We start from the raw sequence: 13,534 nt of genomic DNA, 5'->3' as shown, positions 1-13,534 counted from the left end.
GGCTCATTGCACGGTGGGCGTGCCGGGCGCCTGGTCGCCGCGGTTGGTGAAAATCTGCGCCGCATCCACCGCATCAAAACGGTACTGGCGGCCACAGAAATCGCAACCCACCTCGATCTCGCCGCGCTCGGCAATGATGTCCTCGGCCTCGGCCACACCCAGGCCGCGGATCATGTTGCTGACCCGGTCGCGGCTGCAGGTGCAGGCGAAACGCGGGCCGCGCTCGCCCTCTTGCGGCGCCAGCCGCAGCACCTGCTCCTGCCAGAACAACCGGTGCAGGATGGTGTCCACGTCCAGGCTCAGCAACTCCTCGCGCTGCAGGCTGGCAGCCAGCAGCGCAATGCGGTTGTAGTGTTCGTTGAGGCCGATCTCGTCCTCGTTGGCGCGGCTGGTCAGGCTGCCGGCCAGGTTGCCTTCGCCGGCCACCGGCAGGCGCTGGATCAGCAGGCCAGCGGCCACCTTGTCGTCGGCCGCCAGCACCAGCGTGGTGTCGAGCTGCTCGCTCTGCAGCATGTAGTGCTGCAGCACCTCGCTGAGCTTGTCGATCTTCTCGCGCCGGTCGTCAAACAAGGGCACCACGCCCTGGTAGGGCTGCTGGCCGGGGAATTTGCTTTTCGGGTCCAGCGTGATGGCGCAACGGCCCTGGTTGTGCAGGTTCACCAGTTCCGACAGCCGGGCGCCGGTGGGCACGTCGCCCAGCACCTTGGCGGTGGCGCGCAGCGCCAGGTCATGCTGGACCTCGACCACCGCCACCTTGACCGGGCCATCGCCAAAAATCTGCAGCACCAACGCGCCGTCGAACTTGATGCTGGACTGCATCAGCACCCCGGCCGCGGTCATCTCGCCCAGCATCTCGCGCACCGCCGGCGGGTAGGCCCCGGTGCCGGAATTGCCCTCGCGGCGCTGCAGGATTTCCTGCCAGGCGTCGGTCAGCCGCACCACCATGCCGCGCACTGGCAGGCCGTCAAACAAAAACTTGTGAATTTCAGACATCGTGTGTCGCCGGTTTCAGGCGATCTTTTTCAGGCCCGCTTCAAAGCGGCGGGCGTTGTCCACATAGTGCTGCGCGCTCTGGCGCAGCCCCTCGATCTGCTCGGGCGTGAGCTGGCGCACCACCTTGGCCGGGCTGCCGATGATCATGCTGCCGTCGGGGAATTCCTTGCCCTCGGTGACCAGCGCGCCGGCGCCCACCAGGCAGTGTTTGCCGATTTTGGCGCCGTTGAGCACCACCGCGCCGATGCCGATCAGCGAGCCGTCGCCGATGGTGCAGCCGTGCAGCATCACCTGGTGACCCACCGTCACCCGCTCGCCCACCGTCAGCGGCTGGCCGATGTCGGCGTGCAGCACGCTGGCGTCCTGGATGTTGCTGTCCCGGCCGATGGTGATGGTTTCGGTGTCGCCCCGCAGCACCGCGCCAAACCACACGCTGGCGTTCTCGGCCAGGTGCACCTTGCCCATCACCTGGGCGCTGTCGGCCACCCAGGCGCCGGCGGCCAGCGTCGGCGCCACGCCGTCCAGTTCATACAGTGCCATGGTGTCGCCCCTTCCCTCTGGTCAAACGGGCATTGTAGGGAGGGCCGGCCCGCTGGCGCTGTGGGATGATGCGGCGCCCACCATGACACCACCCGCCCCGTCCACAGCCCCGTTGGCCCCTCCTGCGCCGCTGGAATTGCGCGCCGCGGCGCTGCAAGCCCTGGAAACCGCCAATCTGGCGGAAAAGCTGGCCCTGGCCGGCCGGTTGGGGGCCGAGTCGGCGTCGCTGGCCATCGCACCCCACGCGGCACTGCAGGCCGGCAATTTGCCGGGCCGGCCGGCACAGCCCGCGCTGGTGGCGCCCGACACCGTGCCCCGGCGCTCGCCCTTCACCCCGGCCGGGCTGGCGGCGCTTGTGCATTCCATCGCCCACATCGAGTTCAACGCCATCAACCTGGCACTGGACGCCATCTGGCGCTTTCCCGGCCTGCCCGAGGCTTATTACCGCGACTGGCTGCAGGTGGCGGCCGAAGAAGCCCGGCATTTCCAGCTGCTGCAGGCTGAGCTGGCCACCCAGGGCCATGCCTATGGCGACTTTCCGGCCCATGACGGGCTGTGGACCATGTGCGAGCGCACGGCCGGCGACGTGGTGGCTCGGATGGCCCTGGTGCCACGCACGCTGGAGGCGCGGGGCCTGGACGCCTCGCCGCTGATCCAGGCCCGGCTGGTCCAAGTGGGCACAGCGGCCGCGCGGCGGGTGGTGGACATTCTGGAGATCATCCTGCGCGACGAGGTCGGCCATGTGGCAGTGGGCAACCGCTGGTACGCCTGGCTTTGCGCCCGCGAGGGCCTGGAGCCGGTGGCGCATTACCGGGCGCTGAGCCGCCAGCACCGCGCGCCCCGGCCCAAGCCGCCGCTGAACCTGGAGGCCAGGCGCCGGGCCGGTTTCACCGACACCGAACTCGCCGAATTGCAGGCCCCCTGAGTCCGGGTGGTCTGGCTCTGGCCGGCCAGCGCAAATAGGCCGGCTTTTCAGCGTCAATTCCGGGCATGGCGCCGGCGCCATGTCTTCAGAATTCCTGCATGGCCTTTCCCATTCCTGCCCTTCCTGCGTTCACGCGTGTCAACACCGCCGCTGCCGTCGGGCGGTCGTTCGACGACGACAGTCGGGCCGAGGCCGATCCGGCGCCGCTGATCGCCCGCCAGGTCATCGTCAATGCCGACCGCCAGGTGGTGGGCTACGAGCTGTTCAACCGCGCCCGCGCGGCCGATGCCCACACCGCCGCCAGCGACGCCGCGCTGCTGTTCAGCGCGCTGTCCAACGCCGGCCCCGAAGGCCTGCTGGGCGACAAGACCCTGTTCATCAACTGCACCCACGACACGCTGTCGGTGGGCCACCTGGACCTGATCCACCCCGACCGGGTGGTGCTGGAAATCCCCTCGCTGTCCGGCCATTTCGCCTCCGACATCGCGCGCCACACCCGCACGCTGACCGAGCTGCAAAAGCGCGGTTTCCGGTTCGCCTTCGACCATTCGGTGCTGACGCCGGCCTATGCGGCCTGGCTGCCCATGGCCTCCTACATCAAGCTGGACCTGATTGCCCTTGACGGCGAAAGCTTCGAGCGGCTGGCCTGCGCGGCCCAGACCTACAGCAACGCCGAGCTGATTGCCGAGAAGGTGGAAACCGCGGCCCAGTTCGACCAGGTCACCGCCTACGGCATCAACCTCTACCAGGGCTTCTGGCTGGGCACGCCCAAGCTGGTCAAGACCCGCCGCATCGCGGCCAGCCAGGCCAGCGTACAGCGGCTGGTGCAACTGGTGCGGCGCGATGCCAGCACCTCGGAATTCGAAGAGCTGTTCAAACACGACGCGGTGCTGGCCTTCAACCTGATGCATTTGATCCACGCCGCCGGCTTCGGTGTGCCGGGCGAGGTGAATTCCTTTGGCCAGGCGGTGCGCCTGCTGGGCGTCAAGCGCCTGTTCCAGTGGGCCACGCTGATGCAATCGGCGGTGCGGGTGGCTGGCTGCCCGGCGGCCATCGGCAGCACGGCGGTGGTGCGTGGCCGGCTGATGGAGTTGCTGGCCACCGAACTGCTGTCGCCCGAAGAAAGTGGCAAGGCCTTCATGGTCGGCACCTTCTCGCTGCTGGACGAAATCCTGGGCGAGCCCATGGCCCGCTCGGTGGGCCTGCTGGCGCTGCCGCCGGCGGTCAATGACGCGCTGCTGAACCGGCGCGGCCTGTTTGCGCCGCTGCTGGAACTGGTGGAGGCCTGCGAACACAACGACACCGACGCCGTGACCCGCTGCGCCGAGTTCGTGCGGCTGAGCAGCCGCGAGGTCCACCTGGCCCATTTGCAGGCCCTGAACTGGGCCAGCGAAATCGATTTCTGAGCGACGGCCGAGCCCGCGTCCAGTCGCCCTGCCCGGCCGTCAGGCCGTGGCCCCCCCACATGACGACCCCGCCCCCGCGGTGCAGCCCAGGCAATGGGCGGCAAAGCGGATGGGCCGCGCCAGCAAGGCTTGCAGGTCAAAGTCAAAAATGCTGGCCGACGGGCTGTCTACCCCCAGGCCCAGCATCTGGTTGAAGTCGCAGTCGTACAGCGCGCCGTCATGGCCCACGCTGAGGATGTTGCGGCACATCACGCCCTGCGCCGCCTCGGGGTTGAAGGCGCCCAGTAGCTTGTCCATGTAGGCCGCGTACTGGCCCGACTTCTGCAAATGCAGCTTGAAGCGGTTGACCGGCATGTTGGTGAGGGTGAACAAGCGGTTGAACACCACACCGAAACGGTCTTTCAGCTCGCGTTGGTAGTCGGCCTCCAGCACCGCCTGCGCCGCCGGCAAATAGGGCCCGACCGGGTTGTAGACCAGGTTCAGCACCAGGCCCGACCCAGGCTGGCCGTAGCCCAGCGCATTGAGCTGCTGCAGGCCGGCCATGCTTTTCTGAAACACCCCCTGGCCGCGCTGGGCGTCGGTGAAGAACTGCTGGTAATAGGGCAAAGAACACACCACCTCGCAGCGCTGCTCGGCAAATAATGCCGGCAAATGGGCCATCGAGGCCCCGGTCTGCGGATGCGGGTCGAAGGTCACGGTCAGGTTGTGGCGCACCATCACCTGCCGGCCCAGGGCGCGGGCCTGCTGCACCAGCCAGGCGAAGTCGGGGTGCAGTTCGGGCGCGCCGCCGGTGATGTCCAGCGTCTGGATGCCGGGGTGGGCCGCCAGGATGGCCACACAGCGCTCCACCCCCTCGCGCGACAGCATCTCGGTGCGGGTGGGCGACGAATCCACATGGCAATGCCGGCAGACCTGGTTGCACAGCTTGGTGATGTTGACCTGCAAGGTGTCCACCGTGCGCGGCGGCAAGGCCAGGCCATGGCGGTCCAGCACCTGCTGGAAGTCATGCCGCGGGTCGGCCGCGGCGGGCGGGCTGGGGTGGATGGGGATGGACACGGTCATGGGCAAGGAAAAAAATGGCCAACGGCCGGGGGCCCGTCGGCTGGACAACGGGCGCGTCAGGCCAGTGGTCGGCCAGCGGCCCCGGTTCATTACAAATCGGCGGCGGCCCTCACAACACCAGCTTGTCGAGCTGGTTCTGCATCTGCACCGCATGCACCAGCGTGATGCCGGCCTTCATGGCGGCAGCCACATGCACGGCCTCCATCATCTGGGCCGGGTTGGCCCCCGATTCCAGGCAAGCGGTGGTGTAAGCCTCGATGCAATAAGGGCACTTTTCCGAGTGCGAGATGGCCAGCGCGATCAGCGCCTTTTCGCGTTTGGTGAGCGCGCCGTCGCTGCCGGTGACCATGCCGTAGTACTTGAAGAACTCGTCGGCCAGGGGCTGGTTGTGCTGACCGATCTGGCCGAATTTGCCGAGGTCGTCCGACTCGTAGTAGCTGCTCATGGGGGTGTCTCCGCGGGTGAAATTCAGTATAGCCAGCGGGGAGTGGGGCCGCCGTCAACCACGCGGATGGTGCCGGGCGTGCAGGGACTTCAGCCGCTCGCGCGCCACATGGGTGTAGATGGTGGTGGTGGCGATGTCGGCATGGCCCAGCAGCAGCTGCACCGCCCGCAAATCCGCGCCATGGTTCAGCAAATGGGTGGCAAAGGCATGGCGCAGCGTGTGCGGCGACAGCGGCGCATGGATGTCGGCGGCCAGGGCGTGCTTTTTCACGATCACCCAGAACATCACCCGCGACATCGCACGGCCGGCCTTGGTGCCGGCCTGGGTGACAAACAAATCGTCGGTCTGGCGGCGCCGCAGCAGCGCCGGCCGGCCCTCGGCCAGGTAGCGCTGCAGCCATTCGCGCGCCACCTCGCCAAACGGCACCAGCCGCTCTTTGTTGCCCTTGCCGGTGACGCGCAACACCCCCTCGTTCAGCCCCAGGTGAAAGGTTTTCAGTCCCACCAGCTCGCTGACCCGCAGGCCACTGGCGTACATCAGTTCCAGCATGGTGCGGTCGCGCAGGCCCAGCGGCGTGGCCACATCGGGCGCGGCCAGCAGCTTTTCCACCTGGGCCTCGGTGAGGGTTTTGGGCACCCGCAAGGCCTGCTTGGCCGGCTGCAGCCGCAGCGTGGGGTCGGCCTGCACCAGGTGCTCGCGCAAGGCCCAGCGGTAAAAGCGTTTGAACACGGTCAGCCGCCGGTTCGCCGAGGTGGCCTTGGTGGCGCTGTGGCGGGCGGCGAAGTAGGCCTGCAGCTGCACCTCGCGCACGGCGGTCAGCGCCTCGCCCTCACCAGCCAGCCAGCCGGCGAACAGCACCAGGTCACGCCGGTAGGCCGCCAGCGTGTTTTTCGACAGGCCGTCCTCCAGCCACAGCGCGTCAGTGAAACGGTCGATGGTGGCCAGGCTGTCGCCCGAGGGCGCGGGGGTGCTCAACGCGGGGGCACTCACTCCAGCTTGAGCTTGGCGGTGTCGACCACCTTTTTGTAGACCGCGTACTCGGCGGCGATCTGGGCGGCAAACTGCTCGGGCGTGTTGGCCACCACAAAGGAGCCGGTGTCTTCGATGCGCTTGTGCACCGCCGGGTCTTCCAGCGCCTTGCGCACGCCGGCGTTGAGCTTGTCCACCACGTCTTTGGGCAGGCCCTTGGGGCCCAGGATGCCGTAGTAGGCCATGCGGTTCACCGGCTCCAGGCCCAGCTCTTTGAAGGTGGGCACGTCGGGCAGCACGGTCAGCCGCTGCGGCGCGGCCACCGCGATGGCCACCAGCCGGCCGCTCTTGATGAAGGGCAGCGCCGACGGCAGGTTGTCAAAAATGATGGGCACCTGGCCGCCCACCACGTCGTTGAGCGCCGGGCCGGCGCCGCGGTAGGGAATGTGGGTGATGAAGGTGCCGGTGAGGCCCTTGTACAGCTCGGTCTGCAAATGGCCGATGCCGCCGGTGCCTGACGAGGCGAACGAGTACTTGCCCGGCGAGCGCTTCAACTCGGCCAGAAACTCCTTGTGGTTCTTCGCGGGAAAGCTGGGGTGGACCGCGATCACATTGGGCGTGGCGGCGATGTTGATCACCGGCGTGAAGTCCGTCACCGGGTTGTAGGCGATCTTGGGGTTGATGGCCGGGTTGGCGGCGGTGGTGGACACGGTGGCCACGCCCAGCGCGTAGCCGTCGGGTGCGGCGCGGGCGGTCTCGGTGGCCCCCACCACGCCACCGCCACCGGGCTTGTTCTCCACAATCACCGGCTGGCCCAGCACCTTGCCCAGCGGGTCGGCGATGGTGCGGGCCACGATGTCGGTCGTGCCACCGGGGGCAAACGGCACCTGCAGGCGGATGACCTTGTTCGGGTAGCCCTGCGCCTGGGCGGCACCGGCCAGCAGGGCCAGCGTGGTGACGGCGATCCATTGACGAGCTTGCATGCGGTGTCTCCAGTGAGTGGACGGGTGGGCCCATGGTAGCCGTCACGCGGGCGGCAGGCACTCGGGGCGTTCACGGGTATTCTCGTCACCGTGAACACCGCCCAACTGCTGCTGCCCGATTTCGCCCTCATCGTCTGTGGCTTTGTGGTCTGCCGCACCACCGCGCTGAACCGCACGGTGTGGGTGCAGGTGGAGGCGCTGGTGTATTACTTTCTGTTCCCGGTGCTGTTGTTCCAGTCCATCGTGCGCTCGCCGCTGGACCTGGGTGCGGCCTCGCATTTGATCGCCGCCGGTTTAGCGATGACGGCCGGCGGTGTGCTGCTGAGCTACAGCCTGGCCAGGCTGCCCGGCGTGGCCAGCACCGACCATGCGGCGGCCGCCCAGGTGGCGTTTCGTTTCAACTCCTTCATCGCGCTGGCCATCACCGAGCGGCTGGCCGGTGCGCCCGGGCTGCTGCTGGTGGCGGTGCTGATCGGCGTTTGTGTGCCGTTGTGCAATGTGGCCGCGGTCTGGCCCATGGCCCGGCATTCAGGGCGCGGCTTTCTGGGCGAGCTGGTGCGCAACCCCTTGATTCTGGCCACCGCCGGCGGCCTGGTGGCCAACCTGCTGGGTTTTCAAATTCCCCACTGGGCCGAAACCACGGTCAGCCGCATCGGTGCGGCCTCGCTGGCGCTGGGCCTGATGGCCGCCGGCGCCGGCATGCAGCTGGGCCAGCTGGCCAGTGCCCGCACCGTGGCGGTGGGGGTGCTGGTGGTGCGCCACGCCGCCATGCCGCTGATGGCCTGGGGCCTGGTGAAGCTGCTGGGCCTCAACAGCGTGCAGGCCCAGGTGCTGATGGCCTTCAGCGCGCTGCCCACTGCGTCCAGCTGCTATGTGCTGGCCGCCCGCATGGGCTACAACGGGCCTTTTGTCGCCGGGCTGGTGACGGTGTCCACCCTGCTGGGCATGGTCAGCCTGCCACTGGCGCTCGGCCTGCTGAAGTGAGGGCCCTCACTCGCTGCCGAGGATGTGGATGGTGTCACTGGCCAGTGGCGCCCGCACGGCCTCGGGGCTGACATGAAAGCGGTCGCGCCCGGCGGCCTTGGCCTGGTACAGCGCGGCATCGCTCTGCTGCAGCAACTCGTCCGAGGCCTGGCCGTCGCCGCCGCTGGAATAGGCCAGGCCGATGCTGACACTGACATGGCGCGGGCCGTTCTTGACGTCGCAAGGCGCCCGGATGGCGCGCAGGATCTTCTCCGCCACCGTGATCGCGTCTTCCTTGCTGGTCAGGTCCCCCATCAGCACGATGAACTCGTCACCGCCCAGCCGGGCCACGGTGTCGCTGCTGCGCACCGCCTCGGTCAGGCGGCCGGCCACCAGGCGCAGCAACAGGTCACCCTGCTCATGGCCGTGGGTGTCGTTGATCTGTTTGAAGTGGTCGATGTCGAGGTAGAACAGGGCCACCAGCTCGCGGTGGCGGTGGGCCCGTTCCATGGCCTGCGCCAGCCGGTCGGCGAACAGGCGGCGGTTGGGCAGACCGGTCAGGCTGTCGTGGTGGGCCAGGTGCGACAAGGCGGCCTCGTGCAAATGGCGCTCGGTGGTGTCAAAGGCCAGCACATTGAAACCCAGCACCTCGCCGTCGTCGGCCCGGTCCGGGATGTAGGAGATGGTCATGTACTTCGGATGGCTGCCGGTGCTGCGGCGGCTTTCGTGGGTGAACTCCACCGTCTCACCGGCCAGCGCCTGCTGCATGCGCGGCAGGGAACGCTGGTAACTGGATTCGCCGAGCACCTCCCGCGGCGTCTTGCCCAGCATGTCACGCACCGGTTTGCCAAACCAGCGCTCGTAGGTGGCGTTCATGAAGCGGTAGTGCAAGTCCTTGTCGACGAAACCGATCAGTGCCGGCAGGTTGTCGGTGATGGCCTTCAGGCGCCGCTCGCTGTCCACCGCCCGCGATTCCGACCGGGCGATCGCGCTGACCAATGGCCCCACCGTCCGGCGCATCAGCAAGACACCCACCGCCAGCGACACCGCCAGCACCGCCAGGGCCCGTGTCAACAGGTAGTTGATGGGTTTGTAGATTTCCAGCGCGTCCACCCTGGACAACAAGGCCAGGCCGGTGTGCCCCAGCGGGGTGAAGGCCACCACGGCCGTGCCGTCCTGGGGATCGGAGGTGGTGCGCACGCCCGACCGGCCGTCGAGTGCGTCGTCCAGCGGCAGGCGCCTGCGCGGGTCCGGCGGCGGCAGCACCGTGACCGACGGGTTCAGGCGGGACGGAAAACACACCCTGTCGGCGCCACGCCGGCCGCAGACCATGGTGTCGGCACTGGCGGCGAAGCCATGCAGGGGCTCGTAGATGCTGGACAGGCCGGCCAGCGGCTGTTCGGTGGTCACCCGGGCCACCACCTGGCCGGACGCGGTGGCGATGTCGGTGACCGCCTTGTAGACAAAGCCCTGCCGGCGCCACATCAACGCGCTGCCGGCCGGTTGGTCCAGCGCGATCTCCAGGTCGGCGGGTTCGCCGGTGCGGCCGGCAATCACCGCAGGTGAGCCGTCGGTCCACTGCACCATCAGGCCGGAATAGCCCTGGTGCAGCAGCCGGCCCATGGTGCCCGTGACCAGTGCCAGATCGGCCGGCGCCCGGTGCTGGCCCGTGCGCAGGATCAGGCTGCGCAGCAGGGGGTGGGTGTCCAGCGAACCATCGGCCGCCGCCGACTGGACCACCATGAACTCGGCCAGCTTGCTCTGCCCGGCCAGTTCCGACTGCAGCTTGTCGCGGATGGTTTCCTGCTGGTGGTTGGCAAAGATGATGGCGGTGGTCACGGTGCCGGCCATGCCCATGGCGAGCAGGATCAGCGTGGCGCTGATCAGGATGCTTTTCTGCCGCTGCGGGGTGGTCAGCACCCGGCGGGCCAACAGGGTCCGGTGCTCGAAAAACAGCCCCAGCGTCAGCACGCCCAGGCCAAAGGCGGTGGGTGCGGCCATTCGGTTGAACCGGTACCAGCCGTACATCAGCGTGGGGTCCAGCATCAGGCCGGCAATGCCGCTGACGATCAGCACCACCAGGCCCAGCAAAACCACCGAGGTCAGCCAGTTGCGCCGCAGGGAATTCGGAATGCCACCGGGGTGCAGCAAGGCACCGACCAGCAGCAGCGAGGCGCAGGTGTTGGGTGCCACCCGGCCAGGGCGCGGGCTGCCGTCCTGGATGACCCGGTGCAGCGACTCCCAGTCCAGGCCCAGGGCCACATCGAACAAGTCCTCGAACAGGACCGCGGTGGCCACCACCGCCAGAATGGTGGCGACGATTTGCCGCCAGCGCGGCGACTGGAAAACCAGCGCGCTGCCGGCCAGCACAAAGGCCACCGAGGTGTTGAAACTGACCGAGTTCGACGAGGGCAGGATGCGCACCATGGCCTCGACGCCCAGCAGCCAGCCGGCGATGAGCTCCACCCCCAGGGCGGCAACCAGCAGTCCACACAGCCGTGGGATGAAAGCGCTCTTGTCAGCCATGTCCAGGCAGGTGGTGGTTGGGACCTTTGGGGTGGCGGCCCGGGGTGAGGAAAGGCCGGGGTTGGAGGCAACCCATCGAGCCGCCCACACCATGGGCTCAGGTGAATCGGAGCTTATCGGCGCATCACGGCGCTGAATGGCCGATGTGCGCCGCAAAAACGCGCCAATCCGCCCGATACCTGCCCCCGGTTAGGGCGCTTGCACCAGAGACGGGATTTGACTTGCCACCGGCGCCTGAGGTACGCTGCGGTACCGGCACACGGATGGGGCCAAGGCATGGCTTTCCGATGGGGACCCTTTTCGGCAGCACCGCCGCCCCACTCACGGGACACCATGACCCAGCCACCCGCCACCGCCGCCCGCCTGGCCCGCCGCCTGCTCAACGCCGTCAGCGGCCTGACCGACCGCTTTGCCTACCCGCTGCGCACCTCGCACTACGTGGAGCTGGTCAATCCGCTGTGGGCCACCCACGCGATGCAGGCCCGGGTGGAAAAGGTCTGGGACGAAACCAAGGACGCCCGCACCTTGACGCTGCGCCCCGGGCTGAACTGGCGCGGTTTCCGTGCCGGCCAGCACCTGCGGCTGGGCATCCCGATTGGCGGCAAACACTACACCCGCACCTACACCATCTCCTCGCCACCCGAGCGCGAAGACGGCTGCTTCACCATCACCACCAAGGCGATTCTGGGCGGCACGGTGTCGCACCACATCGTGCGCCAGATCAAGGTGGGCGACTACCTGCCCATCGGCCTGCCGCAGGGCGACTTTTATTTGCCCGACGCCCAGCCGGTGCTGCCGCTGTTCATCACCGCCGGCAGTGGCATCACGCCGGCCATGAGCATGCTGCGCAGCCTGATCGCGCAGGAGCGGCTGGTGGACACGGTGCACATCCACTACGCCCCCCACGAGTTCGACGTGATCTTCGGCAAGGAGCTGCAGCAGATGGGGCGCGACCACCCACGCTACCAGCTGCACCCGGTCTACACCCACGAGTACGGCGAACTGAAGCAGACCAAGGGCTATTTCAACGAGGAACAGCTGAATCGCCTCTGCCCCGACTGGCGCTCGCGCGAGGTCTATGCCTGCGGACCGCAGCCGCTGCTGGCAGCGCTGGAAAAACACTGGGACCAGGCCGGCCTGTCCCGCCACCTGCATGTGGAACGTTTCCGCGCCGCCTATGCGGCGATTCCTGTGGATGCCATCGGCGGCCGGGTGCGTTTTGCCAAAAGCCAGCTCGACGCCCAGGCCGACCACCAGACCCCGCTGCTGCGGGTGGCCGAACTCGCCGGCATGAACCCGCCGCACGGCTGCCGCATGGGCATCTGCCACACCTGCAACACCACGCTGCTGTCGGGCTGCGTGCGGGATCTGCGCACCGGCAAATTGCTCAACGAGGCCGGCAGCATCGTGCAGACCTGCATCTGCGCCACCGCCGGCGACTGCGAACTCGACCTCTGACCCCCCGACCGCCCCCACCCCAGGCCACCCCATGACCGCCACCCCCTCCCCCGCGACCGCCGGTCGCCTCCCGATTCCGCTGACCGACGCCCAGATTCTGGAGTTCGGCCGCGAACTCGACGCCATGCGCGACGAGGTGCTGGACTCGCGTGGTGCACGCGACCGCGCCTACATCCTCAAGGTCATCAAAACCCAGCGCAGCATGGCGCTGGGTGGCCGCATCGCCATGCTGGCGAGCATCTTGTGCCTGCCCGGCTGGGAACACGCGCTGGCCGGCGCTGGCTGGTTCTGGCTGCTGCTGGGCGCCGGCACGCTGAGCCTGGGCCTGGCCAAGATCCTGGAAAACATGGAAATCGCCCACAACGTGTTGCACGCGCAATGGGACTGGATGAAGGACGACAGCATCCAGTCCAACACCTGGGAATGGGACAACGTCTGCCCGTCCGACCAGTGGATGAGTTCCCACAACGTCAAGCACCACACCTGGACCAATGTGCTGGGCAAAGACCCCGACGTGGGCTACGGCCTGCTGCGCATGTCGGCCGCCCAGCGCTGGAAGCCCTTCTACCTCGGCCAGCCGATTTACGCGCTGCTGCTGGCGCTGCTGTTCGAGTGGGGCATTGCCATCCAGGAACTGGAGCTGGGCCGGCTGTTCAGCGGCCGCCTGAAGATGGACCAGATGCGCCCGCAAATCCAGCGCACCGGCAAGAAGATGCTGGGCCAGGTCATGAAGGACTACGTGCTGTGGCCGCTGCTGGCGGTGGTGCTGGCCCTGCCCTTTGTGGTCATGGGCAGCGGGCCGTCCTTGCTGGCGGTGTTCTTCTGGGTGTTTGGCGCCAACGCGCTGGCCAACCTGATGCGCAACCTGTGGACCTACATGATCATCTTCTGCGGCCATTTCCCGGCCGACGTCTACGTGTTCACCAAGCAGCAGGTGGAGAACGAAACCCGGGCCCACTGGTATGTGCGCCAGATGCTGGGCTCCTGCAACATCAAAGGCGGCAAGCTGTTCGACATCCTGTCGGGCAACCTGTCGCACCAGATCGAGCACCACCTCTTCCCCGACCTGCCCAGCAACCGCTACCCCGAACTGGCCCCCCGCGTGCGTGCGCTGGCCGACCGCTACAACCTGCCCTACAACCAGGGCTCGCTGTTCCGCCAGTTCGGCACCACGGTGCTGAAGATTTTCCGGCTGTCCCTGCCCGGCGGTTTTGCACGCGGCGCCATGGCCTGACAGCCACCGGGCCTGCTTCACCAAGGTGAC

Annotated in this window: 12 protein-coding genes; 5 read left to right on the top strand and 7 right to left on the bottom strand. The window is 67.7% G+C overall.

Annotation, left to right across the window (positions count from 1 at the left end; genetic code table 11):
* Positions 1-3: 3 nt before the first annotated feature.
* Both hslO and AC4BAR_RS04825 read right to left on the bottom strand, forming a co-directional pair.
* On the bottom strand, positions 4-993 hold the full coding sequence (gene hslO / locus AC4BAR_RS04830) for an Hsp33 family molecular chaperone HslO (protein ID WP_490626670.1): 990 nt from the start codon (positions 991-993) through the stop codon (positions 4-6).
* A gap of 15 nt (positions 994-1,008) precedes the next feature.
* Complete coding sequence (locus tag AC4BAR_RS04825; RefSeq protein ID WP_490626669.1) at positions 1,009-1,533, bottom strand: gamma carbonic anhydrase family protein; 525 nt, start codon at positions 1,531-1,533, stop codon at positions 1,009-1,011.
* 82 nt (positions 1,534-1,615) lie between these two features.
* Here AC4BAR_RS04825 and AC4BAR_RS04820 point away from each other — a divergent pair, with 82 nt between their 5' ends.
* Both AC4BAR_RS04820 and AC4BAR_RS04815 read left to right on the top strand, forming a co-directional pair.
* Positions 1,616-2,458, top strand: a complete 843-nt coding sequence (locus tag AC4BAR_RS04820) for a ferritin-like domain-containing protein (protein ID WP_490626668.1) — start codon at positions 1,616-1,618, stop codon at positions 2,456-2,458.
* Positions 2,459-2,556: 98 nt separating this feature from the next.
* Entirely contained in the window at positions 2,557-3,864 is a 1,308-nt protein-coding gene (locus AC4BAR_RS04815; RefSeq protein WP_490626667.1) for an EAL and HDOD domain-containing protein, read from the top strand.
* Between the two features lie 39 nt (positions 3,865-3,903).
* On the opposite strand, the gene arsS is transcribed toward AC4BAR_RS04815, so the two are convergent.
* The 4 genes from arsS to AC4BAR_RS04795 form a co-directional block, all read right to left on the bottom strand.
* A complete protein-coding gene (arsS, locus tag AC4BAR_RS04810) occupies positions 3,904-4,926 on the bottom strand; it encodes an arsenosugar biosynthesis radical SAM (seleno)protein ArsS (RefSeq protein ID WP_490626666.1) in 1,023 nt (340 codons plus the stop codon).
* Between the two features lie 109 nt (positions 4,927-5,035).
* Positions 5,036-5,371 carry an arsenosugar biosynthesis-associated peroxidase-like protein gene (locus tag AC4BAR_RS04805; RefSeq protein ID WP_490626665.1) on the bottom strand — a complete coding sequence of 112 codons (336 nt, stop codon included), beginning with the start codon at positions 5,369-5,371 and terminating at the stop codon, positions 5,036-5,038.
* 54 nt (positions 5,372-5,425) lie between these two features.
* Complete coding sequence (xerD, locus tag AC4BAR_RS04800; protein ID WP_490626664.1) at positions 5,426-6,361, bottom strand: site-specific tyrosine recombinase XerD; 936 nt, start codon at positions 6,359-6,361, stop codon at positions 5,426-5,428.
* Entirely contained in the window at positions 6,358-7,323 is a 966-nt protein-coding gene (locus tag AC4BAR_RS04795) for a tripartite tricarboxylate transporter substrate binding protein BugE (protein ID WP_490626663.1), read from the bottom strand. The genes xerD and AC4BAR_RS04795 overlap by 4 nt, the downstream gene beginning before the upstream one ends.
* A gap of 90 nt (positions 7,324-7,413) precedes the next feature.
* Between AC4BAR_RS04795 and AC4BAR_RS04790 the strand changes: the two genes are divergently transcribed.
* Positions 7,414-8,307, top strand: coding sequence for an AEC family transporter (locus AC4BAR_RS04790; protein ID WP_490626662.1), 894 nt, complete (start codon positions 7,414-7,416; stop codon positions 8,305-8,307).
* Between the two features lie 6 nt (positions 8,308-8,313).
* Here AC4BAR_RS04790 and AC4BAR_RS04785 read toward each other — a convergent pair whose 3' ends face one another.
* Entirely contained in the window at positions 8,314-10,812 is a 2,499-nt protein-coding gene (locus AC4BAR_RS04785; protein WP_490626661.1) for a diguanylate cyclase domain-containing protein, read from the bottom strand.
* A 333-nt stretch (positions 10,813-11,145) separates the two neighbouring features.
* Between AC4BAR_RS04785 and AC4BAR_RS04780 the strand changes: the two genes are divergently transcribed.
* Positions 11,146-12,270, top strand: coding sequence for a ferredoxin reductase (locus tag AC4BAR_RS04780; RefSeq protein WP_490626660.1), 1,125 nt, complete (start codon positions 11,146-11,148; stop codon positions 12,268-12,270).
* 31 nt (positions 12,271-12,301) lie between these two features.
* Positions 12,302-13,504, top strand: coding sequence for a fatty acid desaturase family protein (locus AC4BAR_RS04775; RefSeq protein ID WP_490626659.1), 1,203 nt, complete (start codon positions 12,302-12,304; stop codon positions 13,502-13,504).
* Positions 13,505-13,534 lie beyond the last annotated feature (30 nt).

This window comes from Rhodoferax sp. SPJ4 (genome assembly GCF_058216275.1).
This window is presented reverse-complemented; position numbering and strand designations above follow the sequence as displayed.

Excerpts from the sequence above, each read along its gene's own strand:
- AC4BAR_RS04820 (WP_490626668.1), top strand. The coding sequence starts at position 1,616 with ATGACACCACCCGCCCCGTCCACAGCCCCGTTGGCCCCTCCTGCGCCG.
- AC4BAR_RS04805 (WP_490626665.1), bottom strand. The coding sequence starts at position 5,371 with ATGAGCAGCTACTACGAGTCGGACGACCTCGGCAAATTCGGCCAGATC.
- AC4BAR_RS04795 (WP_490626663.1), bottom strand. The coding sequence starts at position 7,323 with ATGCAAGCTCGTCAATGGATCGCCGTCACCACGCTGGCCCTGCTGGCC.
- AC4BAR_RS04815 (WP_490626667.1), top strand. The coding sequence starts at position 2,557 with ATGGCCTTTCCCATTCCTGCCCTTCCTGCGTTCACGCGTGTCAACACC.
- AC4BAR_RS04825 (WP_490626669.1), bottom strand. The coding sequence starts at position 1,533 with ATGGCACTGTATGAACTGGACGGCGTGGCGCCGACGCTGGCCGCCGGC.
- AC4BAR_RS04785 (WP_490626661.1), bottom strand. The coding sequence starts at position 10,812 with ATGGCTGACAAGAGCGCTTTCATCCCACGGCTGTGTGGACTGCTGGTT.
- AC4BAR_RS04780 (WP_490626660.1), top strand. The coding sequence starts at position 11,146 with ATGACCCAGCCACCCGCCACCGCCGCCCGCCTGGCCCGCCGCCTGCTC.
- AC4BAR_RS04775 (WP_490626659.1), top strand. The coding sequence starts at position 12,302 with ATGACCGCCACCCCCTCCCCCGCGACCGCCGGTCGCCTCCCGATTCCG.
- hslO (WP_490626670.1), bottom strand. The coding sequence starts at position 993 with ATGTCTGAAATTCACAAGTTTTTGTTTGACGGCCTGCCAGTGCGCGGC.
- arsS (WP_490626666.1), bottom strand. The coding sequence starts at position 4,926 with ATGACCGTGTCCATCCCCATCCACCCCAGCCCGCCCGCCGCGGCCGAC.